General features: G+C 41.4%; 18 protein-coding genes and 1 pseudogene. 12 read left to right on the forward strand and 7 right to left on the reverse strand.

Features of this window, described 5'->3' with window-relative positions:
- Nucleotides 1-893: 893 nt before the first annotated feature.
- The 3 genes from AC5JM2_RS15535 to AC5JM2_RS15545 all read right to left on the reverse strand — a co-directional run bounded on the left by AC5JM2_RS15535 (nt 894) and on the right by AC5JM2_RS15545 (nt 1669).
- The gene (locus tag AC5JM2_RS15535) at nt 894-1106 is read right to left on the reverse strand and encodes a high light inducible protein (protein WP_495835774.1); all 213 of its coding nucleotides are present in this window, start codon (nt 1104-1106) and stop codon (nt 894-896) included.
- 73 nt (nt 1107-1179) lie between these two features.
- A complete protein-coding gene (locus AC5JM2_RS15540) occupies nt 1180-1392 on the reverse strand; it encodes a high light inducible protein (RefSeq protein WP_495835774.1) in 213 nt (70 codons plus the stop codon).
- A gap of 73 nt (nt 1393-1465) precedes the next feature.
- On the reverse strand, nt 1466-1669 hold the full coding sequence (locus tag AC5JM2_RS15545; RefSeq protein ID WP_495835775.1) for a high light inducible protein: 204 nt from the start codon (nt 1667-1669) through the stop codon (nt 1466-1468).
- A 543-nt stretch (nt 1670-2212) separates the two neighbouring features.
- On the opposite strand from AC5JM2_RS15545, the gene AC5JM2_RS15550 reads away from it, so the two are divergent.
- The 3 genes from AC5JM2_RS15550 to AC5JM2_RS15560 all read left to right on the forward strand — a co-directional run bounded on the left by AC5JM2_RS15550 (nt 2213) and on the right by AC5JM2_RS15560 (nt 8570).
- A complete protein-coding gene (locus AC5JM2_RS15550; RefSeq protein ID WP_495835776.1) occupies nt 2213-5335 on the forward strand; it encodes an MFS transporter in 3123 nt (1040 codons plus the stop codon).
- Between the two features lie 372 nt (nt 5336-5707).
- A complete protein-coding gene (locus tag AC5JM2_RS15555) occupies nt 5708-7123 on the forward strand; it encodes a DHA2 family efflux MFS transporter permease subunit (protein ID WP_495835777.1) in 1416 nt (471 codons plus the stop codon).
- A gap of 103 nt (nt 7124-7226) precedes the next feature.
- Nucleotides 7227-8570 (forward strand): flavin monoamine oxidase family protein, encoded by a 1344-nt coding sequence (locus AC5JM2_RS15560; RefSeq protein WP_495835778.1) that lies wholly within the window; start codon nt 7227-7229, stop codon nt 8568-8570.
- A 3-nt stretch (nt 8571-8573) separates the two neighbouring features.
- Here the strand turns inward: AC5JM2_RS15560 and AC5JM2_RS15565 are convergent, their stop codons facing one another.
- Both AC5JM2_RS15565 and AC5JM2_RS15570 read right to left on the reverse strand, forming a co-directional pair.
- On the reverse strand, nt 8574-9344 hold the full coding sequence (locus tag AC5JM2_RS15565) for a methyltransferase domain-containing protein (RefSeq protein ID WP_495835779.1): 771 nt from the start codon (nt 9342-9344) through the stop codon (nt 8574-8576).
- A 129-nt stretch (nt 9345-9473) separates the two neighbouring features.
- A complete protein-coding gene (locus tag AC5JM2_RS15570) occupies nt 9474-10310 on the reverse strand; it encodes a metallophosphoesterase family protein (protein WP_495835780.1) in 837 nt (278 codons plus the stop codon).
- A 582-nt stretch (nt 10311-10892) separates the two neighbouring features.
- Between AC5JM2_RS15570 and AC5JM2_RS15575 the strand changes: the two genes are divergently transcribed.
- Nucleotides 10893-11261: a Lin0512 family protein gene (locus AC5JM2_RS15575; protein WP_210617995.1), complete on the forward strand. Its 369-nt coding sequence runs from the start codon at nt 10893-10895 to the stop codon at nt 11259-11261.
- Nucleotides 11262-11373: 112 nt separating this feature from the next.
- Nucleotides 11374-11712: a hypothetical protein gene (locus AC5JM2_RS15580; RefSeq protein ID WP_495835781.1), complete on the forward strand. Its 339-nt coding sequence runs from the start codon at nt 11374-11376 to the stop codon at nt 11710-11712.
- Nucleotides 11713-11849: 137 nt separating this feature from the next.
- Here AC5JM2_RS15580 and AC5JM2_RS15585 read toward each other — a convergent pair whose 3' ends face one another.
- A complete protein-coding gene (locus tag AC5JM2_RS15585) occupies nt 11850-12218 on the reverse strand; it encodes a VOC family protein (protein ID WP_495835782.1) in 369 nt (122 codons plus the stop codon).
- 58 nt (nt 12219-12276) lie between these two features.
- Here AC5JM2_RS15585 and AC5JM2_RS15590 point away from each other — a divergent pair, with 58 nt between their 5' ends.
- The 7 genes and pseudogenes from AC5JM2_RS15590 (at nt 12277) to AC5JM2_RS15620 (ending at nt 18673) form a co-directional block, all read left to right on the forward strand.
- Complete coding sequence (locus tag AC5JM2_RS15590; RefSeq protein WP_495835783.1) at nt 12277-12585, forward strand: threonine dehydratase; 309 nt, start codon at nt 12277-12279, stop codon at nt 12583-12585.
- Nucleotides 12586-13486: 901 nt separating this feature from the next.
- Entirely contained in the window at nt 13487-13699 is a 213-nt protein-coding gene (locus AC5JM2_RS15595) for a hypothetical protein (RefSeq protein WP_495835784.1), read from the forward strand.
- 89 nt (nt 13700-13788) lie between these two features.
- On the forward strand, nt 13789-14313 hold the full coding sequence (locus tag AC5JM2_RS15600) for a hypothetical protein (RefSeq protein WP_495835785.1): 525 nt from the start codon (nt 13789-13791) through the stop codon (nt 14311-14313).
- A gap of 57 nt (nt 14314-14370) precedes the next feature.
- Nucleotides 14371-14511, forward strand: a pseudogene (locus AC5JM2_RS15605) (P-loop NTPase); the annotation flags it as partial.
- Between the two features lie 505 nt (nt 14512-15016).
- Nucleotides 15017-15895 carry an HIT family protein gene (locus AC5JM2_RS15610; RefSeq protein ID WP_495835786.1) on the forward strand — a complete coding sequence of 293 codons (879 nt, stop codon included), beginning with the start codon at nt 15017-15019 and terminating at the stop codon, nt 15893-15895.
- 1329 nt (nt 15896-17224) lie between these two features.
- Complete coding sequence (locus AC5JM2_RS15615) at nt 17225-17539, forward strand: hypothetical protein (protein ID WP_495835787.1); 315 nt, start codon at nt 17225-17227, stop codon at nt 17537-17539.
- A gap of 663 nt (nt 17540-18202) precedes the next feature.
- Nucleotides 18203-18673: a hypothetical protein gene (locus tag AC5JM2_RS15620; RefSeq protein WP_495835788.1), complete on the forward strand. Its 471-nt coding sequence runs from the start codon at nt 18203-18205 to the stop codon at nt 18671-18673.
- Nucleotides 18674-18890: 217 nt separating this feature from the next.
- Here the strand turns inward: AC5JM2_RS15620 and AC5JM2_RS15625 are convergent, their stop codons facing one another.
- A complete protein-coding gene (locus AC5JM2_RS15625; protein WP_495835789.1) occupies nt 18891-20129 on the reverse strand; it encodes an HhoA/HhoB/HtrA family serine endopeptidase in 1239 nt (412 codons plus the stop codon).
- Nucleotides 20130-20667: the final 538 nt, after the last annotated feature.

Genomic DNA, 20667 nt, shown 5'->3' on the forward strand with positions numbered 1-20667 from the left:
GACTATTCAAGTGCAAAGCACCCACAGGTTGATAACCCGCAACTTGGGTTAATACTATTTGTTTATAAAGCTTCAATATACAACGCACTCATATTCATAAAGTAAAACCGCTGTACCCGTCTTTCGTACAGCGGTTATGGTTTGTTGGAAGTAGATGCTCCTGTTAGCTTGTATCTCTTAGGGCTAAGTCAGAGGAGAAAAATTGTTTACTTTTTGGAATTGTTAGCTGGTTGGTACTCGTCTATTGACTTTAGCTAGGAAACTTATTGATATTTCTTTCTAACTGGCTTAATAACTATACTAGGAAAGTTAGTAATAAGCAACTAATCATTGATAAAGAAATATTATTAACTAGTGTGAGGATATAGATTTTGAGTATCAACAGGATAAATTGCTTGAAAGCTAAACAGATTGGGCTTTGACAACTACTCACCAATATCAGAAAATTCTGATAAGACTAGTTAATGATTATTGATTATATAGCAATCCGTGCAGGAGTTGTGAAATTACTCGTTGAGGTAGGGAACGCTTAACGCTTAACGCTTAACAGGGAAGAAGAATGTACAAATGTACTTTTGTTTTTCACAAATGAAATAGGACTGCTATATATAAATATTATTAATAATTTATTCGTCTGTCGCCAAAGCAAGTACTTTGTAGTCCTAAGAAGCAGCTGCAAATTCTGGTACCAAAGAAATACCCTATTCCCTTTCTTCGATAACTTATTACCGTGATTCTACTAGCAACGAATCGCACTGCTCATACCAATCTGTTCAAAAGCTGTGATAATAGGAAAAACAAAGTCCCCGACTTCTGGTGAGAAGTAGGGGACTTTGTTTTTCACGAATGATTTAAGAGTACTATAGTATACTACGTGTGTACAAAACTTCTGACTAGTAACTAATCAAGTGCAGAACATCACGCAAGACACTGTAGCCAGCTAAATCCCAAACCAAGTAAGCCAGAAAACCTATCATTGCCAAGCGACCATTCCACAGTTCAGCTTGGGGGTTTAAACCAAATAGAAAAGCGTTACGGTCTACACCGTTGTAAGCTTTAGCAACAGCTGGTACATCGGTAGAAGCGCGAGTTTCAGGAGTTTTCATTGTTTTTTCCTCTAAAAATCAGTTGATATTTGATTAATAGACGTAAGATTCTACGTCTGCCCAAAATTTATAACTAGTAACTAATCAAGTGCAGAACATCACGCAAGACACTGTAGCCAGCTAAATCCCAAACCAAGTAAGCCAGAAAACCTATCATTGCCAAGCGACCATTCCACAGTTCAGCTTGGGGGTTTAAACCAAATAGAAAAGCGTTACGGTCTACACCGTTGTAAGCTTTAGCAACAGCTGGTACATCGGTAGAAGCGCGAGTTTCAGGAGTTTTCATTGTTTTTTCCTCTAAAAATCAGTTGATATTTGATTAATAGACGTAAGATTCTACGTCTGCCCAAAATTTATAACTAGTAACTAATCAAGTGCAGAACATCACGCAAGACACTGTAGCCAGCTAAATCCCAAACCAAGTAAGCTAGAAAACCTATCATTGCCAAACGACCATTCCAAAGTTCCGCTTGGGGATTTAAACCAAATAGAAAAGCATTGCGGTCTTTGCCGTTATATTCTGTAGCAATTGGTGGTAAATCAGTGCTAGGACGAGATTGCATAATTTCCCTCATTTAAGTTTGATTTGTTTGTCAACTTAAATATAGCTATCTATAGCTCTACTGCTTTCTGTCATTGGGTACAAACTATCAGCACCTCTTGTGGACGATTATTACAACAGTATTTTCTTGGAAAGATCCACCTCAAGAGGATGCAAAAAAAGATATTTGTAAATAAATGTAACAGTACAAAAAATAAGCAGAATTTTACTTCATCAATTTGTGGTAGCTCACGAAAAACAAAACCGCTTCAAATCAATTGAAAAAATCACATACAAAAAATAAAAATTTTGAGAGTAAAGTGTGAAATTCCTAATATTTTATTTTTGTTAGAGAATTCACACTTTGGTTCATTAAGTCGTTGACTCATTAGGTAGAAAAACTTCTGTCCGACGCTACAGCAAACTTTCAAACTTTGGAGAGATGCCAAAAGTACTAGAATTCCAGCATTGTAAGCTCAGGAGTTGGGTATTATAACAGATACAATATTTACTATCACGTAACTTTTCATCCCCACCGACTTGAGCTACATAGGAAGGATTTTAGATGTTTCAGAGTACGCACATCATGCTGGCACTATACAAGTCACTCTTTTGGGTGGCACAAGTGCCAGATGCTAACCAGTCAACAAATGCTAACCAGGCACATGCCATTCCCGGAGGAGTAGATTTTCTTTTCGTCTTAATCTCTGGTGTGATCCTGGCTTTTGCCCTGCAATTAGTTCTCACCAACCTCTCCGTTGCTGCGGGTATTTCCTACTTGGGTCGTTCATCTGATTCAGATGGAGATAATGGAGAAGTTGGAAGTTTAGGCGGAACTATTCGCAAAATAGGCACAGCAGTGGGACTGTGGACATTAATCACTGTAACTATTGCGCTTGCCATTGCTTGTTTTTTAGCGGTAAAAGTCAGTTTTTTTAGAGATTGGTCTCCGGTGCAGGGAGCAATTCTAGGGTTGGTGATTTGGGGAGCGTACTTCTTACTACTAGTGTGGGTGAGTTCAACCACGGTGGGTTCTTTAGTTGGCTCGTTGGTCAACACAGCAACCTCAGGCTTACAGGCGATTATGGGGACAGCGACCGCTGCGTTCGGGGCAAAAGCTATTAATAACCAAGTAGTAGCAACAGCAGAAGCAGCAGCAGCAGCTGTACGCCGGGAAATTGGTAGTGCTGTAGACCCCGGAACGCTCCGAGACAAAGTAGAAGATTACTTAGAAATGGTACGTCCACCAGAACTGGATATATCCAATATTCGGGGTGAATTTGAAAAGTTACTGAATGATCCGCAACTCAAGGCGATCGCCGGTAGTGGAGATTTAAGCAACATAGACCGCCAGAAATTTCTTGATTTAATCAGCAGTCGCACTGACCTTTCAAAGCGAGAAGTTAACCGTATTGCCGACACACTATATGGCGTTTGGCAACAGGTAGTCGGTCAACAACAACCAAAGCAAGACCGCTTAGGAGAATTGGTTAATTATCTCAAATCATTGCCACCCGGACAAACTAAAACTGATGAACTCAACGCCAAGCTGGATCAACTGATGGCAGAGATCCGTTCTGGAAAACAAGGTGACCAAAAAGGAGCAAGTAATGGTCCAGTTCAGCAGACAATTCAGCAAGCAGTATCCGCATTGAGTGGTATTGTATTGGGGCGAACTGATTTGTCAGACTTGGATGTTGAAAAAATCCTTGGTGCTGTCACAAACGCTAAAGCTAAAGTCACCGAACAAGCAGATAAGTTAGGTCTTCCCGTGCCAAAACAGGCTTACAGCCCCATTCGCACGGATGTAGAAAACTACTTACTCAACACATATGCTTGGCAACTGAGTTCAGAAAAAGTTACCCAAGAATTTCGTGACGTTCTTTACGATCCAGCCGCTGATCCTGGAACAGTACGCCAAGAGCTAGAGGGACTTTCCCGCAGTGATTTTGTCAATATTCTTAAGCAACGGGGTCTGCTGACTCAAGCAGAAATTCAGCGTATTGCAAATCAGTTGGAACTGATCCGCAAAGACGTGCTAATTGCAGTGATCGCAGAGGAAGAAAAAGAGATAGTACAAGACTTGCAACGCCGAGTCGAAAGCTATCTACTCGTTACGCCTAAGTCAGATTTAACTGCAGAAGGTATTCAGCGGGATTTCAAACCCCTGTTGGAAGATTCAGATGCAGATTACGAAATCCTTTCTCGGCGACTTGCCCAGTTTGACCGCCAAGAAATGCGCGAAACTCTGCTAGAGCGCAATGATATTTATCCTGAAGAAGCAGATACAATCCTTGAGGAGTTGGAAAAACAGCGTAATCAAGTCTTAGTCGAATCCCAAGGACTAGCAGAACAAGCGCAGTATCAAGCTGAATCACTCTGGTTAAATTTACAATCTTATCTGCGCAACACAGGCAAAGAAGAACTCAATCCCGACGCCATCCGCGCTGACCTGAAAACACTTTTGGATGATCCACAAGCAGGAGTGGGTGCAATTAAAACACGGGTATCTCGTTTTGATCGTGACACCTTAGTACAATTACTAAGTCAGCGGCAAGACTTGAGCGAAGACCAAGCCAATCAAATCCTCGACACTGTTGAGGAAAACTGGAGTAATATTCGCCACGCACCAAAAATCGTAGCAGATAAAGCTAAGGAGCAGTACGATTCTGTAACCACAACAATAGCAGACTACCTGCGAAATACAGGCAAACAAGAACTGAATCCTGAAGGAATTCAGCGGGATTTGAATACACTGTTCCAAAATCCAAGAGAAGGTGCTGTCGCACTGCGCCGTCGGTTGTCACAGGTTGATAGAGATACCTTAGTCCAGTTGCTCAGTCAACGTCAGGACTTGAGTGAAGAGCAAGTTAATCAAGTCATCGATTCGATCCAAACTTCGATTCGTGACATCGTGCGTACACCCCGTCGCCTCGCCACCCGAACTCAGCAATCAGTACAAAATTTCCAAACATATTTGGAAGAGTACCTACGCAGGAGTGGCAAAGACGAACTCAACCCAGAAGGTATCAAACGCGACCTTTCTCTGTTGCTGCATGATCCACGAGTGGGAATAGAAAGTATCGGCGATCGCCTTTCCCAATTTGACAGATCCACCATCATCACCCTACTCAAACTGCGGGAAGACTTGAGTGATGAGGAAGCGGCACGAATTGCAGATTCGATGATATCAGTGCGTGAGCAGTTCGTGGAACAAGTGCGGAATATCCAGCGGGGCATTCAAGATGTGGTTGATGGAGTTTTTGGCCGCATTCGCAACTACCTCAACTCTTTAGAGCGCCCGGAACTCAATTACGATGGTATTAAGCGCGAAGTTCGCACATTGTTTGATGACCCACAAGCAGGGTTTGATGCATTGCGCGATCGCTTATCTTCTTTCAACCGCGAGACTTTAGTAGCAGTTATGAGTTCTCGCGATGATATTTCAGAGGAAGACGCCAACCGCATTATCGACCAAGTTGAACGAGCACGAAACAACGTACTGCAACGGGCAGAACGCATCCAGCAGGAAGCACAACGACGCTTAGAAGAAGTGAAAATTCAAGCACAACGTCAAGCCGAAGAAACACGCAAAGCGGCAGCATCAGCCGCTTGGTGGCTATTTGCTACAGCAGTTGTTTCCGGAGTGTTCTCTGCTATTGGAGGAGCGGGAGCTGTTCTGACATAAGTGTAATTTTTTACGCATTATCAGCGGCTCTGTTTTAGCCTCTCGTATGAGAGGCTTTTTTGTGTCATATAGCCGTTCCTAGGTAGATTAAAACATGAACTAATGAGAAAATACGGACATCACCAGACTTTCACACGCCTGTTAAGCGTTAAGCGTTGCTTGCTATATGTCCTAAGGCATTTGCCTGGAAATAAAATACCAGCCGTGTTTAACGGTAACGGGTTGGTGTCAAGAGATCTAGGTCTGACGGCTGGTATTTTATTTTTGCTGTCCCCCCTAATAGAGTTGGCGACAGCTATAGTACTAGATAATATTACGTATACAAATAATTAACAAGCGTAAAGTTAGATGAGATAAGAAGGAGGCTCAACAGTGCCAGACTTGCAACCAAAACCCCAGACTTTACCAGCTTCCCAAAGATGGTTGGTGATGCTCGGTGTTGGTGTTGGGGTGTTCATGTCCACTCTCGACGTAGGCATAATTAACGTGGCTTTGCCTACGTTAGTTCAGTATTTTCAAACCAGTTTTCCTCAGGCGCAGTGGGCTGTGTTAGGCTACCAACTCATCAGTTCCAGCTTAGTTTTGGGAGCGACTCGCCTAGGGGATATATGGGGTAAAAAATATCTCTACTTGGGGGGACTTATTGTGTTTACTTTGAGTTCGCTATTGTGTGGAGTTGCATCTAGCATTCATTGGTTGATTGCTTTTCGAGCACTTCAGGGACTTGGTGGTGTGTTTATCTCTGGACTTGGTTTAGCAATCATTACAGAAGTTTTTCCTTCTTCACAGCGGGGACGAGCTGTTGGGATTATCGGTAGTGTCGTTTCCCTTGGTATCGCCCTTGGTCCTTCAGTAGGCGGACTGCTTCTGGGGTGGTTTGACTGGCGTATTCTATTCTTAATTAATGTTCCACTGGGCGTAATAGCTAGTTTGCTTGTCATCTGGGTGGTACCTACAACTGAGCGCAAAAAGGAAAAACAACGCTTCGACTTGCTCGGTGCTTTGTTAGCGCTGGTGACACTCAGCAGTTTTGCCCTGGGTATGACTTTTGGGCAAAGCGAGGGCTTTACAAGTGGTCATGCATTGTGGTTGCTATTCCTTGCGGCGATCGCACTAGTCAGTTTTCTAGCAGTTGAAGCTCGTTTGGAGGAACCACTGATAGAGTTGGATATGTTTGCCAATCCTCGCCTGAGTGTGGGTTTGCTCAACGGCACTTTAATATTCATTGTCCTGACTGGTGGACTGCTGATAACCCCATTCTTTCTAGAGCAAGTCAAGCACTATCCAACCTCAAAAGTGGGGTTATTACTGGCGGTGTCGCCTGTTGTTAGTGGATTGATTGCCCCACTAGCAGGTATACTTTCAGATAGGTTTGGTTCTCGCTCAATTGGCTTAATTGGGTTAGGACTGATGATTGGTGGCTGTCTGGCTATTAGTAGCTTGGATGCTCAAACTACTGAACAAGACTATATACTGCGCTACTTTATTTTTGGGACTGGGTTAGGTTTGTTCCGCTCGCCTAACGACAGCAGTGTTATGGGATCTGTACATCGGGAGCGTTTGGGAATTGCGTCTGGGTTACTGTCTTTGTCGCGTACTTTGGGGGTTAACGTCGGAGTGTGTGTCATAGGCACTGTTTTTGGAGCACTGATTGCAAATTTAGCTCCAGGTACAGATGTCGCTGCAGCTCCACCTCAGGCAGTTATTGCGGGGTTTGCTGGAAGCTATCGTTTAGCGGCGCTAATTCTTTGTGGAGCAGCAGTTATGACAGCTATAGTCAAAAGTTAAAAAGTCTAGGTGCACTTTGTAACATTACAAATGACTTAGAGCAAAGCAAAGTTGCAACTATGTAGTATAAATCAACTATATTGCATAAATAAACTTTATCACCATGAGTTCTCACGCAGAAGTTGCTATTGTGGGTGCAGGCATTTCTGGTCTGAGTGCAGCCTGGGAATTGCACAAGTTAGGTATCGAATCACTAGTTGTACTTGAAGCCAATTCACGAGTAGGAGGACGAACTCTCAATCATCCGCTGGTGTCAGGGGGTTACGTTGAACAAGGTGGCACTTGGGCTGGTCCTACCCAAACAGCGTTGCTGAATCTGGCAAAAGAAATGGGGGTTTCTATCAAGAAAGGAAAGCTTGAAGGTCAGACATTCTATGGTTTTGGCCACAAATGGACGATGCTAGAGGCATCTCCAACGTCTGAATCGGACATTGCTCAAAAAGATTTCGCTCAGGCGATGACAACATTTGAGGCTTTGTGCCGTACTGTTCCATTAGAAACCCCTTGGCAAGCTCCTAATGCAAACATATTAGACTCTATGACAATGGGGGCTTGGATTGAGCAGAACACAACGACTGATGAAGCACGGGCTTGGTTCGAGGGGTGTGTGCGGCAAATCCTCAGTGGTGATCCAAACAAAGTTTCACTCTTATGGATGCTTCATTTTGTCCATACAGCAGGATTCAATGATTTGTTAGAGACTGCTGAGGATTTTTCTTTTGTTGGCGGAACACAACAAATTTCTTTAAATATCGCAGAACGTTTAGGGGAACGGGTCTTACTCAATGCTTGTGTGACTGAAATATCGAATTACGATGACTCCTGTGTTCAACTTGTTTATGAACGTGGGGTTATGTATGCTCAACAAGTGATTGTGGCGATGATGCCCAAGACTGTTGCTCGTATCCAATTTGACCCTCCTCTTCCCCCAATTCACCGTCAATTAATTACACAATGGGAGACGATGAGTTGGATTAAATTTCATGCTATCTATGAAAAACCTTGGTGGCAAGGTCAAATAATCAGTGGTCACTTTCTTAGTATCGATACCAAAATTGAGGTGATTGATATCTCGCCGGAAGATGGAAGTAGAGGTGTGATTGTTGGATTGTTAGCTCCCGATTACGCAACGTTACCTGAATCAAAACGCCAAGAGTTATGCCTTGCATTTCTGGGAGAAACTTTTGGTGAAGCAGCACAACAACCATTAGAGTGGGTGGAATTTGATTGGAATAACCAACCTTGGACAGGTGGATGCATTTCGGCATTACCACCAGGTTTACTCACTAGCGCTGGTTCTGCTCTCAATAGTCCAGTCGGTCGGATTCATTGGGCTGGTACGGAACGCTCTAGTATTTGGGCTAACTACATTGAAGGTGCTATTCGCGCTGGACAAAACGCTGCTCGTGATGTTGCGGCTAGGTTTAAATCAGTCTCTACAACCTAGTGTTTAATAGCTTAAGCGTCCCCAGATTAAAATACGTTTATACGCAAAGAAGAACGGACGCTCCTCACCCAAGTACTTGATTAACTTCTGCGTGTACCCTTTCACAAATCGCTCGTAAGTCTCAGCATCTAGCCGCTGCTGGTATGTTGTGAGCAACGTCCCGCGATACCATTCTATGACTGCTTCTGGTGACGGTAAGATATGTCCGTAAATTTGAAGCCTGACTTCCTGTTCTATGAACCCCAACTTATAAAGTAGCTTTGCATAATTCTCTGGTCTGAGTACCTCTAAATGCCGCACATATCCCCCCAGTTCCTCGCTGAATTCCTCCGCTGTCTCTACTGCTAAGATGTGGACTGGTTCTGAATTCATTGCTGGGACTTGTACGGCAAGCTGTCCACCAGGTTGCAGCTTGAAGCGCAACTTTTCAAACAACGCCTCGTGTCCGGTTAGCCACTGCAAAGCCGCATTGGAAAACACCAAATCAAACTTTCCTGGAACGGGATCATCCTCAATTCGTCCAAACTTAAACTCCAGTCCATTTCCCTCAAACTGACGCGCTAAGCGCAGCATATTCTCTGAAGCATCTAACCCCACAGTTTCCTGTGCTGCAAGCTTCCGATGCAGATAATGTGTTAATTTTCCCGTCCCGCAACCTAAATCCAGAACTCGCATACCCTCTCGTCTACGTACCATGTTCGCCAAGTCGTAGAATGGACGACTTCTTTCTGTTTGAAATTTTTCATATAAGTTTGGATTCCAGCTATCTTGCATAAAATTTTACACTTATTTGCTTGGATACGTATTGCTAAAATTACTACAGAAATTGTTGTCACACGGATTTATGTCTCAACCGTGAACAGCGATTAAACTTGTGGGATAACTTTCTACCTAGCTTCAACTCTAGGACTTCATCTTTGTCATGACAACAACCCGAGTGTCTACATTCAGCACTTGTACTCCTTTAGGCATAGTTGTCATTGGAACTCTCCAGTGTGAATGACCACAAATAACTAATAAATTACTTCCTGTTGTTAGTTCAGTACGAATTGACTGATTCCCTATCAATTTTGCTTCTGCATCGTTGGGACCTTCGTGCAAAATTAAAATGTCTGGTGACTCGTTAAGGAGTTCGTGTATAAGTTCTCTAAAATCTTCTTCAGGACGACGGAAAGGCTTAGTTTTCTTACCAATAATCCCTGAAATCCCAGCAATGCGAATTCCATCTAGACAAGTGAGGTCGCCATCTAAATAATGTATGCCTTGCCCATTTTGAAATGCTTGGATTTGTTGTGGTGTTTTGCCAATATTGTCATGGTTTCCTCCTACTCCAGCAACCCAACGAAAACGGCGACTAAAAGCTTGCCAAACTTCACGGACATCTCCTACACCACCACGCTTATCTATTTTCGCGTAAAGATCTCCTGCTAAAATAACGCCCGTTGTTTGTGGAGATGGAATTTTTCCTAACTCTGCCAACTTTTCTAGTTCTTCACTGACAAGATGACCCAGAAGGCGGTAATTGGCTGGATCAACTCCCTGTAGATCGCTTGTGGCGATGATCGCTTCTAACCCATCTGGTAGTGAGTCAACTTTTGCTAACAAAACAGGCAGAACTCTGTGAACTATACCAATACCATTGGGTGAATGGGTAATAAATGGTATTTGATGAATCGGTCGCTCAGAAATAGAAGTTATGACAGTTCTTGTTCGGATATGGTACAAAGAATCATGGGACATGGTATGATTTACGAAATGCCTATCCGGGCTTGGTTAATTAAGTAGAAAAGTCATTCAGAAATCTCTATTATGATTGAAATAGAGACAGTTTATCCCAATAGTTACAATTCGAATATTGCAAGTACATAAATTTAACTATTCACCTAAGAGACTCAGGATTGTTTGCTGGTATACTTTTTGATAGTAATTTCTTATTTCTGCTAAAAACAGGAAACTTTTGTTCTGTGAAAGCAGAAAAAGCAGTTTTATCATCTCAGTATAGTACCGATAGGTTGCTATCTACCAGTTTACCAGTCTACCTCTTACCTGTGCCAATGCAATCGTCATCGCCTCTTGTTGCACTTCCTTATATTGCTCAGATTTATCTTGACATTAGTATAAAAAAGAACATTAGATAGATAATGATTGAGAACTGGTTGTTGGTAAAGGTCGGGATAGAACGATAAGAGATTTGTGGGAATTCAGCAACGTGTGGAATGAACCAGCATAAACTTCCCCCCTGTTTCCACCTACTGCAAGACATGAATCAAAAAATCTTGAACGCTTACGTTGAAGAACAAAACTTTACAAACAGAGGTGACTGTGGCACGCAAACGCTTAATTATTGAAATGGGGATGGGAGTTGATCAGCATGGACAGGAACCCACAGTTGCAGCAGCAAGGGCTGTGAGAAATGCGATCGCACACAATGCTTTACCCGGTGTTTGGGAAGTTGCCGGTTTGAGTGACCCAAATGAGATGATAGTTGAGGTCAAGGTAGCTGTCCCTTACCCAGAACAAGTACGAGAAGACGAAGTTTTAGCTGTATTGCCTTTCGGTCGCAAAACTCTCACAGTTGAGTCTGGTGGAATGGTCGTTCAGGGTAAAGCAATTCCAGCGCTCAATGATAAAAATGACGAAATGTTGATAGCTGTGGCTGCAGTTACAGTTCTGATTGAAAATGATAACTGACCAAATCAATTATCATTTCATCTGGTGCTTTGCGCTAAACTAGAGACATCGAGGTGAATATCTCTGGCAGTAAGTCCAATCAACAACTTACTTTTCACCAACATTAGTGACGATGTCTCAAAAAGATAACGAATCACTCCAAATTCAAGAGATAAATAACCTCAAGCCAGTACACTTTGCTGACTTAATTAGGGCCGTCCAGTTAATTTCCGATCCTGCTAAGGGAGTATCTGGAATACACACAGAAATTGACTGGAAAGATTTCGGTATTCCTGATGATGTTGTGCCAAATTTGAAAGCGCTAGGTCAAGAGTATCAGTATTCATCTCCCCACGTATCCATCGAAGAGATTTGGAGCAAATTAACTCCAAAGACTCGTACTTGGTTCATTCAAAATAAAAATGAGTTGTGGCGGTTTGAGGAAGCTTTCCCCGCTCTTGACGAAGACTAAATATCTAGAAAGGGGTAATTGACAAACTTTGTTACACCAATGTTGATGTCTTCGACTTGGTTAAAACTTGGTTTGTCAACTTACCCAGACAATTTTCCACTTGTTTTGTTTGCATCAATTCAACACATAGGTTTGGGTTACACCAAGATCAAACCTTGCATACCAAAAAGATTGCAAAACGGATCCCACATTTGACAAATAGCTTGGTTATCCTCAATTGTCAACGGACCTCGATAAAGTTTAGCCCCGTGCTCTTGAGCATGATCTACTGCTTGATAAAAGTCGTCTACACGCCAGTATGCTACTTGTCCAGCGTTTCCAGCACGCATTTTTTTATCTGCGACATGAAAAAACATATCTATGCTACCGACTTCTATGAGCGCTCCTCGTATTTCGTTATCAGTGTGAAAATACTTGACTGGTGCATTTAGAAGTTTACTATACCAAGTTGCTGCTGCAACAACGTCATCTACAAAAAAAAAGATGGCTTGAATACCCTTAAACATTAACAGACTCCAATCCCGTAAGTCAAAATAATAGTATGCAATTACAGGAGACACTACCATGTCTGGTTTAAAACAAGTTTTTCAGAATTTTTTTATTCGCATTGGAGGCTTTTTATCTGTTGTTTTTGGAAGCCTTTCTAATTTTATCGGAAATATCTTTGGTATCTTTGGTAAGCTTTTTGGGGTTTCCGAGTCTGGATATTTTATAGAACCTGATCAAATACAGGGTATAAAACGAGAAACAACACAACAATCAATTAAAACTGAGCCTTCAAAAGCGACTGAAACTTCAGCGACTTCTAATCGTCGTCCCAATCCTCAAATGGACTACTACCGAAAAATGGCTCAGGAGATGAAAAAGAAGTAAGGTAAACCTGTTGACTAGGTTTAGTTAGAAGTGTGGGGGCGAGCGCTTGTCGTCCCCACAATTTTTGTATCAAAGATAAGTAGATGGGTGGAAATAAACAGAACTATGTTAAAAAATGTAAAAACGCCTCAAACCCTTACTATCCCTCTTCTGTCACTTTCCCCAGATGAAAACATGAAATCCTTGCTACACAAGAGTTTTAGTCTAAAGCGATGGTGATGTTTATCATATTAGAAAAGAAAGCCACAAACCCAACCCTAGTCTAAGGTTTAAACATTGCCTTTGATTTTTGATTTCGGAGAGTGACAGAAGAGGGATAATAACGAATGACCAATGAACGACAGTCGCCACAACGGGGGGAACCCTCCAAAGCTTTGATGCCTGCGGCAAGCCGCAAAGCGTCTACGGAGGAAACCTCCCTCCGGGTTCGCCAGTCCCCCAATCTCCTGCACCAGACGCTACGCGCTCCGTGACGGAAACCGCCAAGACGGGGGCTGGACTCACCGCTCAAACTTCTCTGCGCAAGGCGCTGCCTCCTAATGACTGCCAAAACTAGTTAACTTTATTTGTACCGTCCTACTTAATCCTAATCGTAATAGTAGCTGTTTGGCATGCTGGCGATATAACCACAACCAATAAATATAGCGCTTTTCAATTCACTGAAATACACATCTGCTGTAGGGGAGCCAGTGCTGCAGGAGGGGAGCCAGTGCGTTGCGGGGGTTCCCCCCGTTGTAGCACCTGGCGTTTTCCCTCCGTAGGCATCTGGCTTTGGGCATTGCAATGCCCACTCTACTTGATTCGAGGGTGTATTGGACTCACCTGACTTTTGAATCCCCTTACGGGGAAGATTAGAAAGAGAAATGAAACAACAGAAAAGCTAAAAAAAGAGCCGAGAGAAATGAAACCAGATCGTTGTGATGAAAGGCTTGAATCTTTGCCAGAAGCTAATGAACTAGCGAGGCTTTGGGGTGCGATGACTGAGATACGAAATGATATCGCTCACGTAGGTATGAACACTCAACCCCAAGCAGCAAGTAAACTTAAACAAAAAGTAGAGTCTTTCTATCCTAGACTTTTAGAACTGGGAAAGAAGTTATTACCAACTGAATAGGAAATTAGATTGATATAGCTTGTATGCTAGTTTGTTGGTTTCCTGAAAATAATTGACTGAAAATTCTAAAAAATTTTAATATCTAAATAATGCCCAAAATCCTCCTCGTCACCGTCGGCGGTTCCTTCCAACCCATCATCACCGCCATCCGCAGCTTACAACCCGACAGAGTAATATTCATTGCCTCTGATGGTGAAAAAGGTAGCAAATCGCAAGTCATCGGTGAAGGAACCCCATGTGAAGTGCGTCGGGGTGCAGAAGTGATTGAAAGATTACCCAATATTCCGACACAGGTTGAGTTGGGCGATAGCTTCGCTGCTGCCTCGGCAGATCGCTTTCAACCAAAACGAGATTTAATTCTGGTACAAAACCCAGACGATTTAAGCGAATGCTATCCCAAAATTTACGTTTTCATTCGCAATTTGCAGCAAGAAGCAAGCCATGAGATTATGGCTGACTACACTGGCGGGACTAAAACTTTATCGGCGGCGTTAGTGATGGCGGCGGTTGATTGTGGGATTTCCCTTTACCTCACCATTGCTGCGAGAGATAACTTGGTGAAGGTAGAACGGGGAGAAATCACGCAAAGAGTAGACACGAGTTTTCGCCGCTAAATAACAACTTATCTCGTAATTCTTTGAATAACCTAGAGCACCAGTTCTCAACCCCTACAAATTCAGGGAATTAAACTCATGTTAGTGGGTTTACTCGCACAACCAAATCGTTCTTTGGCATGGCAAGGATCAGTATTGCACAAGATTATGACTCAATTTCTGCAAGATGTGGAATTGGGTGAATTGAATTATTTATAGATAGCGTAAGTGTTAGCCCTGAGGAAAAAATAACAAAAAAAGTATTAAATAGCACTATAATCATAAACCGTATAACAATAGCTAATACTCTTACTAATGAACAGGAGGTTGCACACTCGGGGAAACCCGACGCCAATCGCCTCGATGGAACGCACTTGTTGCATGCAAACTCAAGGGCTTTGCGGTTCCCAAGCTAGTGCCTCTAAACTCCAGTAGCAAACTAGTCTAAAAAAGGCAGAGAGTAGCTATCCATAAGGAAAGAAAAAAGAATAATGTTTTTTCTTTCCTTGTGGTGACGAATTCGCCATATCGGCTACTTATACCAATTCTCTGTAAACTTGCACTTAATACTTACTCTTTCATTCTTGGCGTTCTTGGCGACGCCAGTCGCCTACGGAGGGAAACCCTCCTGCAGCGCTGGCTCGTCTTGTTGCTAATCGTCTAATAAACATTAAGTGCATCTTCATGGAGAATCGGTATTAATCGAAAGAAAGTTTATGTTTCCATGAAAAAGCAAAAAAATCTATTCAGCCATCTTACCGCAATAGAAAGAACTCACCTATCAGTACCTGCACAATTTTTGTTAGATAAAAATTTGCTTCAAGATAAAGTCAAAGTCCTAGATTTTGGCTGTGGCTTGGGCAATGATGTTAAATTATTGCGAAAAAAAGGATTTGATATTACAGGTTATGATCCTTATTATTTTCCGGAATACCCTAATGAGAAATTTGACACAATAATTTGCTTTTATGTTTTAAACGTTTTATTTCCGGAAGAACAAGGGGATGTTCTTATGAGAATATCGAACCTATTGAAGCCCGGAGGAAAAGCGTATTATGCAGTTAGAAGAGATCTAAAAAGAGAAGGGTTTCGAGAACATTATATCCACAAAAAACCAACATATCAGTGCATTGTCAAACTTCCTTTTCAATCCATCTACTTAGATGAGTATTGCGAAATATATGAGTATATGCATTATAACTTACGAGATAATTTACGAGTAAACGCATCTAATAATTGTAATTGTATATTTTGTAATCCTCGTAGAAATTTAACTATCCTAACCGAATCAGCAACTGCTTATGCTATGTTTGATGGCTATCCCGTGAGTAAAGGTCATGTTTTGGTTGTTCCAAAACGTCACGTTACTAATTATTTTGAGCTACCGTTTAAAGAGCAATCTGCTTGTTGGTTTATGGTTAACAAAGTCCAAGAAATTCTCGCCAAAGAATTTGAACCGGATGGTTTCAATGTGGGAATGAACATCAATCGAGATGCAGGTCAAAATATGATGCACGCCAGTATTCATATTATCCCTCGTTACAAAGGTGATACTGTTGGTGCTAAAGGTGGGATAAGATATGTGATTCCTAAAAGAAAATAGTTCGTAATTTCTTGGTTGGGCAGAACTGCAAGAATGTTATCAATAGATAACTTGAAAAAAGAAGTCGTCACGAGGAAACCACGCCAGGATTCGCCAGCGCTGCTTTCGTGTTACCCAAAACTAGACAACTGTCTCTCCCGTTGGGCTAGGAGATTTTTCAGTCCTTTAATGAAGCAGGATTTCAAGCACTGCAATCTTTAATCGAGCACCAAGTTAAGAATTAAATTGCACTAAATATACAAGCTATTGACACAGTGGGGTCATACTTGTGTCATATCCACTTGGTAGTTTAAAAGTAGCCAACACTAAGGTTTTTGTCAAGAATACTGAGTTGTAACTTCAGAATTTATCAGAAAAACCTTAGTTAATAACACTGATATTTGGTGATCATTATGTTCTCTTTTTTCTTTGCTGTCTTTTTAGTAAGTTTAGTGACTTTATTTGGTGGAGCTGCTATAGCTTACCTATTCCCACAGAGTAATTCTCAAGATTAAGGGATACTCCATAAATAATTCAAAATTCAATTCAAAATTCAAAATTGAAAAATTAAGAACTGGAAACTACTCTATTTCGTTCACATCAAGCAAATAAATATACAAAAACCAGTTCTTTGGGATAGTCCTGTATAGGAATGATATTGGCGACGCATAACCTGCTCAGTTACAGCCTCAGGATCATTACAATGCATCACCACCTGTTTCGGTTTAGCTTAGGTACTATTGACTCATAGTCCAAGTCTTTGTGTAGCAGAAATTTCTCTTTCCCTGTGTTGTATTAATAACGCAGGGTTTCTTTTTTATTGGGATATATAGTATTCATATCAAGGATTTTTCAAGTGATTAATCATTAAAAATTGGTATAAAAATAGAGATTTAACTGCTGAGACTGCGAAACAAATTACTTAATTTATACTTGTTTTAATTATATTTATCTGTAAATATCTTGATCTTTAAAACTATTGCTCTACTTATGAAGTCGTATAAATGTTTTTGGTCAAATCTTCGTAAAAGTTATCTTCGGATATATGAATTATCTTTTTTTGAACTTTAATATTTAAACTATACAAAGGGTAAAATAGTTATAATTAATCAGTAAATTTTCTAATTTATGGAAACATAAGAGTAAAATAATTAAAACATCTCCGTGAGATTTCTATTTTATTGAATTTTTTATTAAATAAGTGTATGTACTGATTGGTAAGATTTTACGGTTAGATTAACATTTAGCTAAATTCTAGAAGAGTTTTATGCATCTGCTTCACCAATAGACAGCCGTTTTAAAATCCTCTTGGTTGTACTGATGAACTTATGTCATAAATGAATCTAAATTATGTTTTCTAAATCTTTGATAACTGAAGGAGTCGCTACCGTGAATAAGGTGCAATTGGCTTTTCTTATTAACTACCTACTGATGACTGGCTATTTTTTGATTAATTGGTTAAGATTCTTTCTCCGTCATCCTAGTTATTCGCCAGAAGAAAAATTTCTGTCTAGTGTGATACTTTTCATTACTACAGTTTTATGGCCCATCATTGTTCCTATGTCTTTTGTAAAAATATTGACGACACGGAAAGTAGAGTTTAATACTATGATTCCTGTCATAGTCGCAGTCTTTGCCTTCAGTGTTGCACTTTACATGGGTTAGCTAGTTTTATAGGACTAGACTGTGTTTTGGTGTCTCATAATTGCTATTAATAAAATCAACTGAGATTTTGCATCTACCATTAAACCTCAACCAAAAATACAGTCTGCGAACTATAATGCTTGCTATTCACGTTAAGAAAAATGACAACTCTTGAGGTGTTTTCTAGTAACCTGTGGTTTAATTACTAGCTAAAACTGATAACAACTATACTGATATAGCAATTTGTGCAGGAGTTGTGAAATTACTCGTTGAGGCACTTAACGCTTAACAGGGAAGAAGAATATACAAATGTACCTTGTTTTTAAGTGCAGAGTGCAGGCACTTTCATGCAGATGAAATAGGACTGCTATATTTCTCAGATATCTAGTAAGTCACAGCGTTAATTACTATACAATTCAACAAAAGTCAAAAGTGGTTAACAACTACTAAAAAAACAGTTAACAACATCATTTTTGACCTGTGTCAACCAGCGTTGGATACTTTTTACCAATAATTTGTTAGTGTAAACTCTAAGGGTGTTGGTGATTTTTAAAACAAAAATTAGATATCTAAGCATTATTAGAGACACTTATCACTCTCATCATGAGAAAATATTGTTTTGGTTCCAAAGTATCAGCGATCGCTTGTGCGATTGCAACCGCAATAATCGGTATTGATTTCAGCATGGCTGACTCTTCTGCTCACGCTGGTGTCGTTGACCTTAGCTGTACGGGAGGATATACAGCTACCTACAGCCCTGGTCTTACGTTTGAAGAAAAAGAAACTGTTATCACTCGTGATGGAACGTTAAGTACATGCGTTCCTCTGCTAACTGACGCGACAATCGTATCGGGTCGTGGTAGCAGCAAAGTTACAGTAAACGCTTCCTGCAATTCGGCAAATACACCCCCGTATGATCTTAAATACAATTGGAGCAACGGGCAATCTAGCACCATACACTTCTCCTCTACTGTTCAACAGAAACCTGCTGGTGACACCGTTTTCATAAGCACCGGGATTGTTACCGACGGAGAGTTTAAAAATGACATGGCAACAAGAACCCTCACTCTAGCTACATTGGATTCCACGCAATGCCTCTCTACCGGTGTTTCCAGTGCCACTGGTAACGAAACACTGGTGTTGACTGGTCAATAATTTATTGAACATAGTGACATGTTCTTGTCCGAGGAATCAGTTACAGCGCTTTTCAAGTAAATAAACCACGGGGTAGGGGCTGTTCTTGCGGTGCCCCTACGAAAATCTGTGGTTCAATTGGCTGAAAATAGCTGTAATACCACTGAAGTTATGTAGATAAAAAATAGGGATGAGCATCTTGCTCATCCCGTACATAAGTTATTTTTAAGCAAAAGGCTTATTGCGCTTGAATTGGAAAAGCACCCGGACGCACAGCTAAATTGAGATTTTGCCCATTGCGATGCAATTCCATGCTTACATTTCCTCCAACTTGGCTATTTTCTACTGCATTTTGAACAGAGGTTGCGTCGCTCACTGCTTTACCATCAAGTTTTTGGATAACATCACCAGCACGTATCCCTGCTTTGGCTGCTGGTGAGTTGGGCATAACTTTGACAACTAATACGCCATGATCTTCATTAACACTCAAACCGCTGTTGGGGTCAGAGTTGATGTTTTGTTTCAACTCAGGCGTTAATCCTACCATCTGAATTCCTAAATAAGGATGTTGTACTTTGCCCGTCGCTATCAGTTGATTGGAAATTCGTTGCGCTGTATTGATAGGAATCGCAAAGCCCAGTCCTTGTGCTCCTTGGATGATGGCTGTGTTCATCCCTATAACTTGCCCTTGGGCATTAATTAGAGGTCCGCCAGAGTTACCAGGGTTAATTGCTGCGTCTGTTTGAAGATATTCTACTCGTCTGTCGGGAGCACCAATCTGATTGCTAGTGCGACCTGTTGCACTAATGATTCCAGTAGTGACGGTATTACCCAAACCAAGGGGGTTACCAATGGCGATCGCCCAGTCTCCAGGTTGTAGCTGGTTTGAGTTACCCAATGCCACCGTTGGCAGTTTATCTGCTTGAATTTTAACAACAGCCACATCTGTCAGTTCATCTTTGCCCAGCACTTTACCTTTATAAGTGCGTCCATCCTTGAGCGTTACAGTTACTGTATCTGCACCATCCACTACGTGAGCATTCGTAAGAATCCGACCGTCAGCACCAATTATAAAACCTGAACCAGTTCCCCGTTCTACCTGGCTTCCTTGTTGCCGTGGTAGTGCAGATCCAAAGAATTGACGGAAAAACGGATCGTTAAATTGCTCTGGTAACTGGCTTTTGACTGTTCGCGAAGAATCAATCCGCACGACAGCTGGTCCTACCCTTTGTACAACCTTCGTAACAAAGCTAGTACCGTCTGAATTCGGTGGTATTGGCAGAGCAGCATTTGCTGGACTCACAGCTAGGTTAGATGCATTTTCACTTACCTGTTGTGAGTGAGATGCTAAGTAGCCACCCGCAAACGTCATCCCAGAGCCGAGTAACACTAACGATAAATGAAAAGCTGTTTTTCTCCAAGAAGCAGTATTATGGTTTAAAGAATTGTGACTGTCATCACTGGGTTTTTTATACATTTTGTTTCTGTAAGAATTTCTAGATACCATTCCAATTTAAAAAAACTTTGTGACGATACTGTTACACAGATATGACACAATTGTGAAAAGTCTTACTGCATAAGTCCTATGTCTATTGAAGTTGGGTTTGTGTTCCTAGGCAAGAGCCTTTGTGGAAAAACCCTTGAATAAAAAGTAGAAGCAATAGTAAGACATTCAAAGGGAAAGTCAGCCAACAGGAACAATCGAATTGATGGCAACAGTCGAGACAATACTGAAATTATATCTGTTGAAGTTGGGTTTGTGTTGATCGGCAAGAGCTTTTCCTCCTAACTTGCACATTTTAGAACCGTTATACAGTAAGGCTTTGAGAAATCTCAGAAAAATGTGCTTGTTTCATATTTTGCGGGAGCGTTAATCGCGCCCGTTGGGCGCTCAGATATTGCACCTCCCCCTGAGTACGCCTTGAACTTTAGTTCAAGGCTCATAGTCGAAGTCCGTTAAAACTGAGATCTTGCACCATTCTCAACAAGCGGGCTTGCAGTGCGAGCCAAAATCT

It is taken from the genome of Brasilonema angustatum (genome assembly GCF_059505445.1).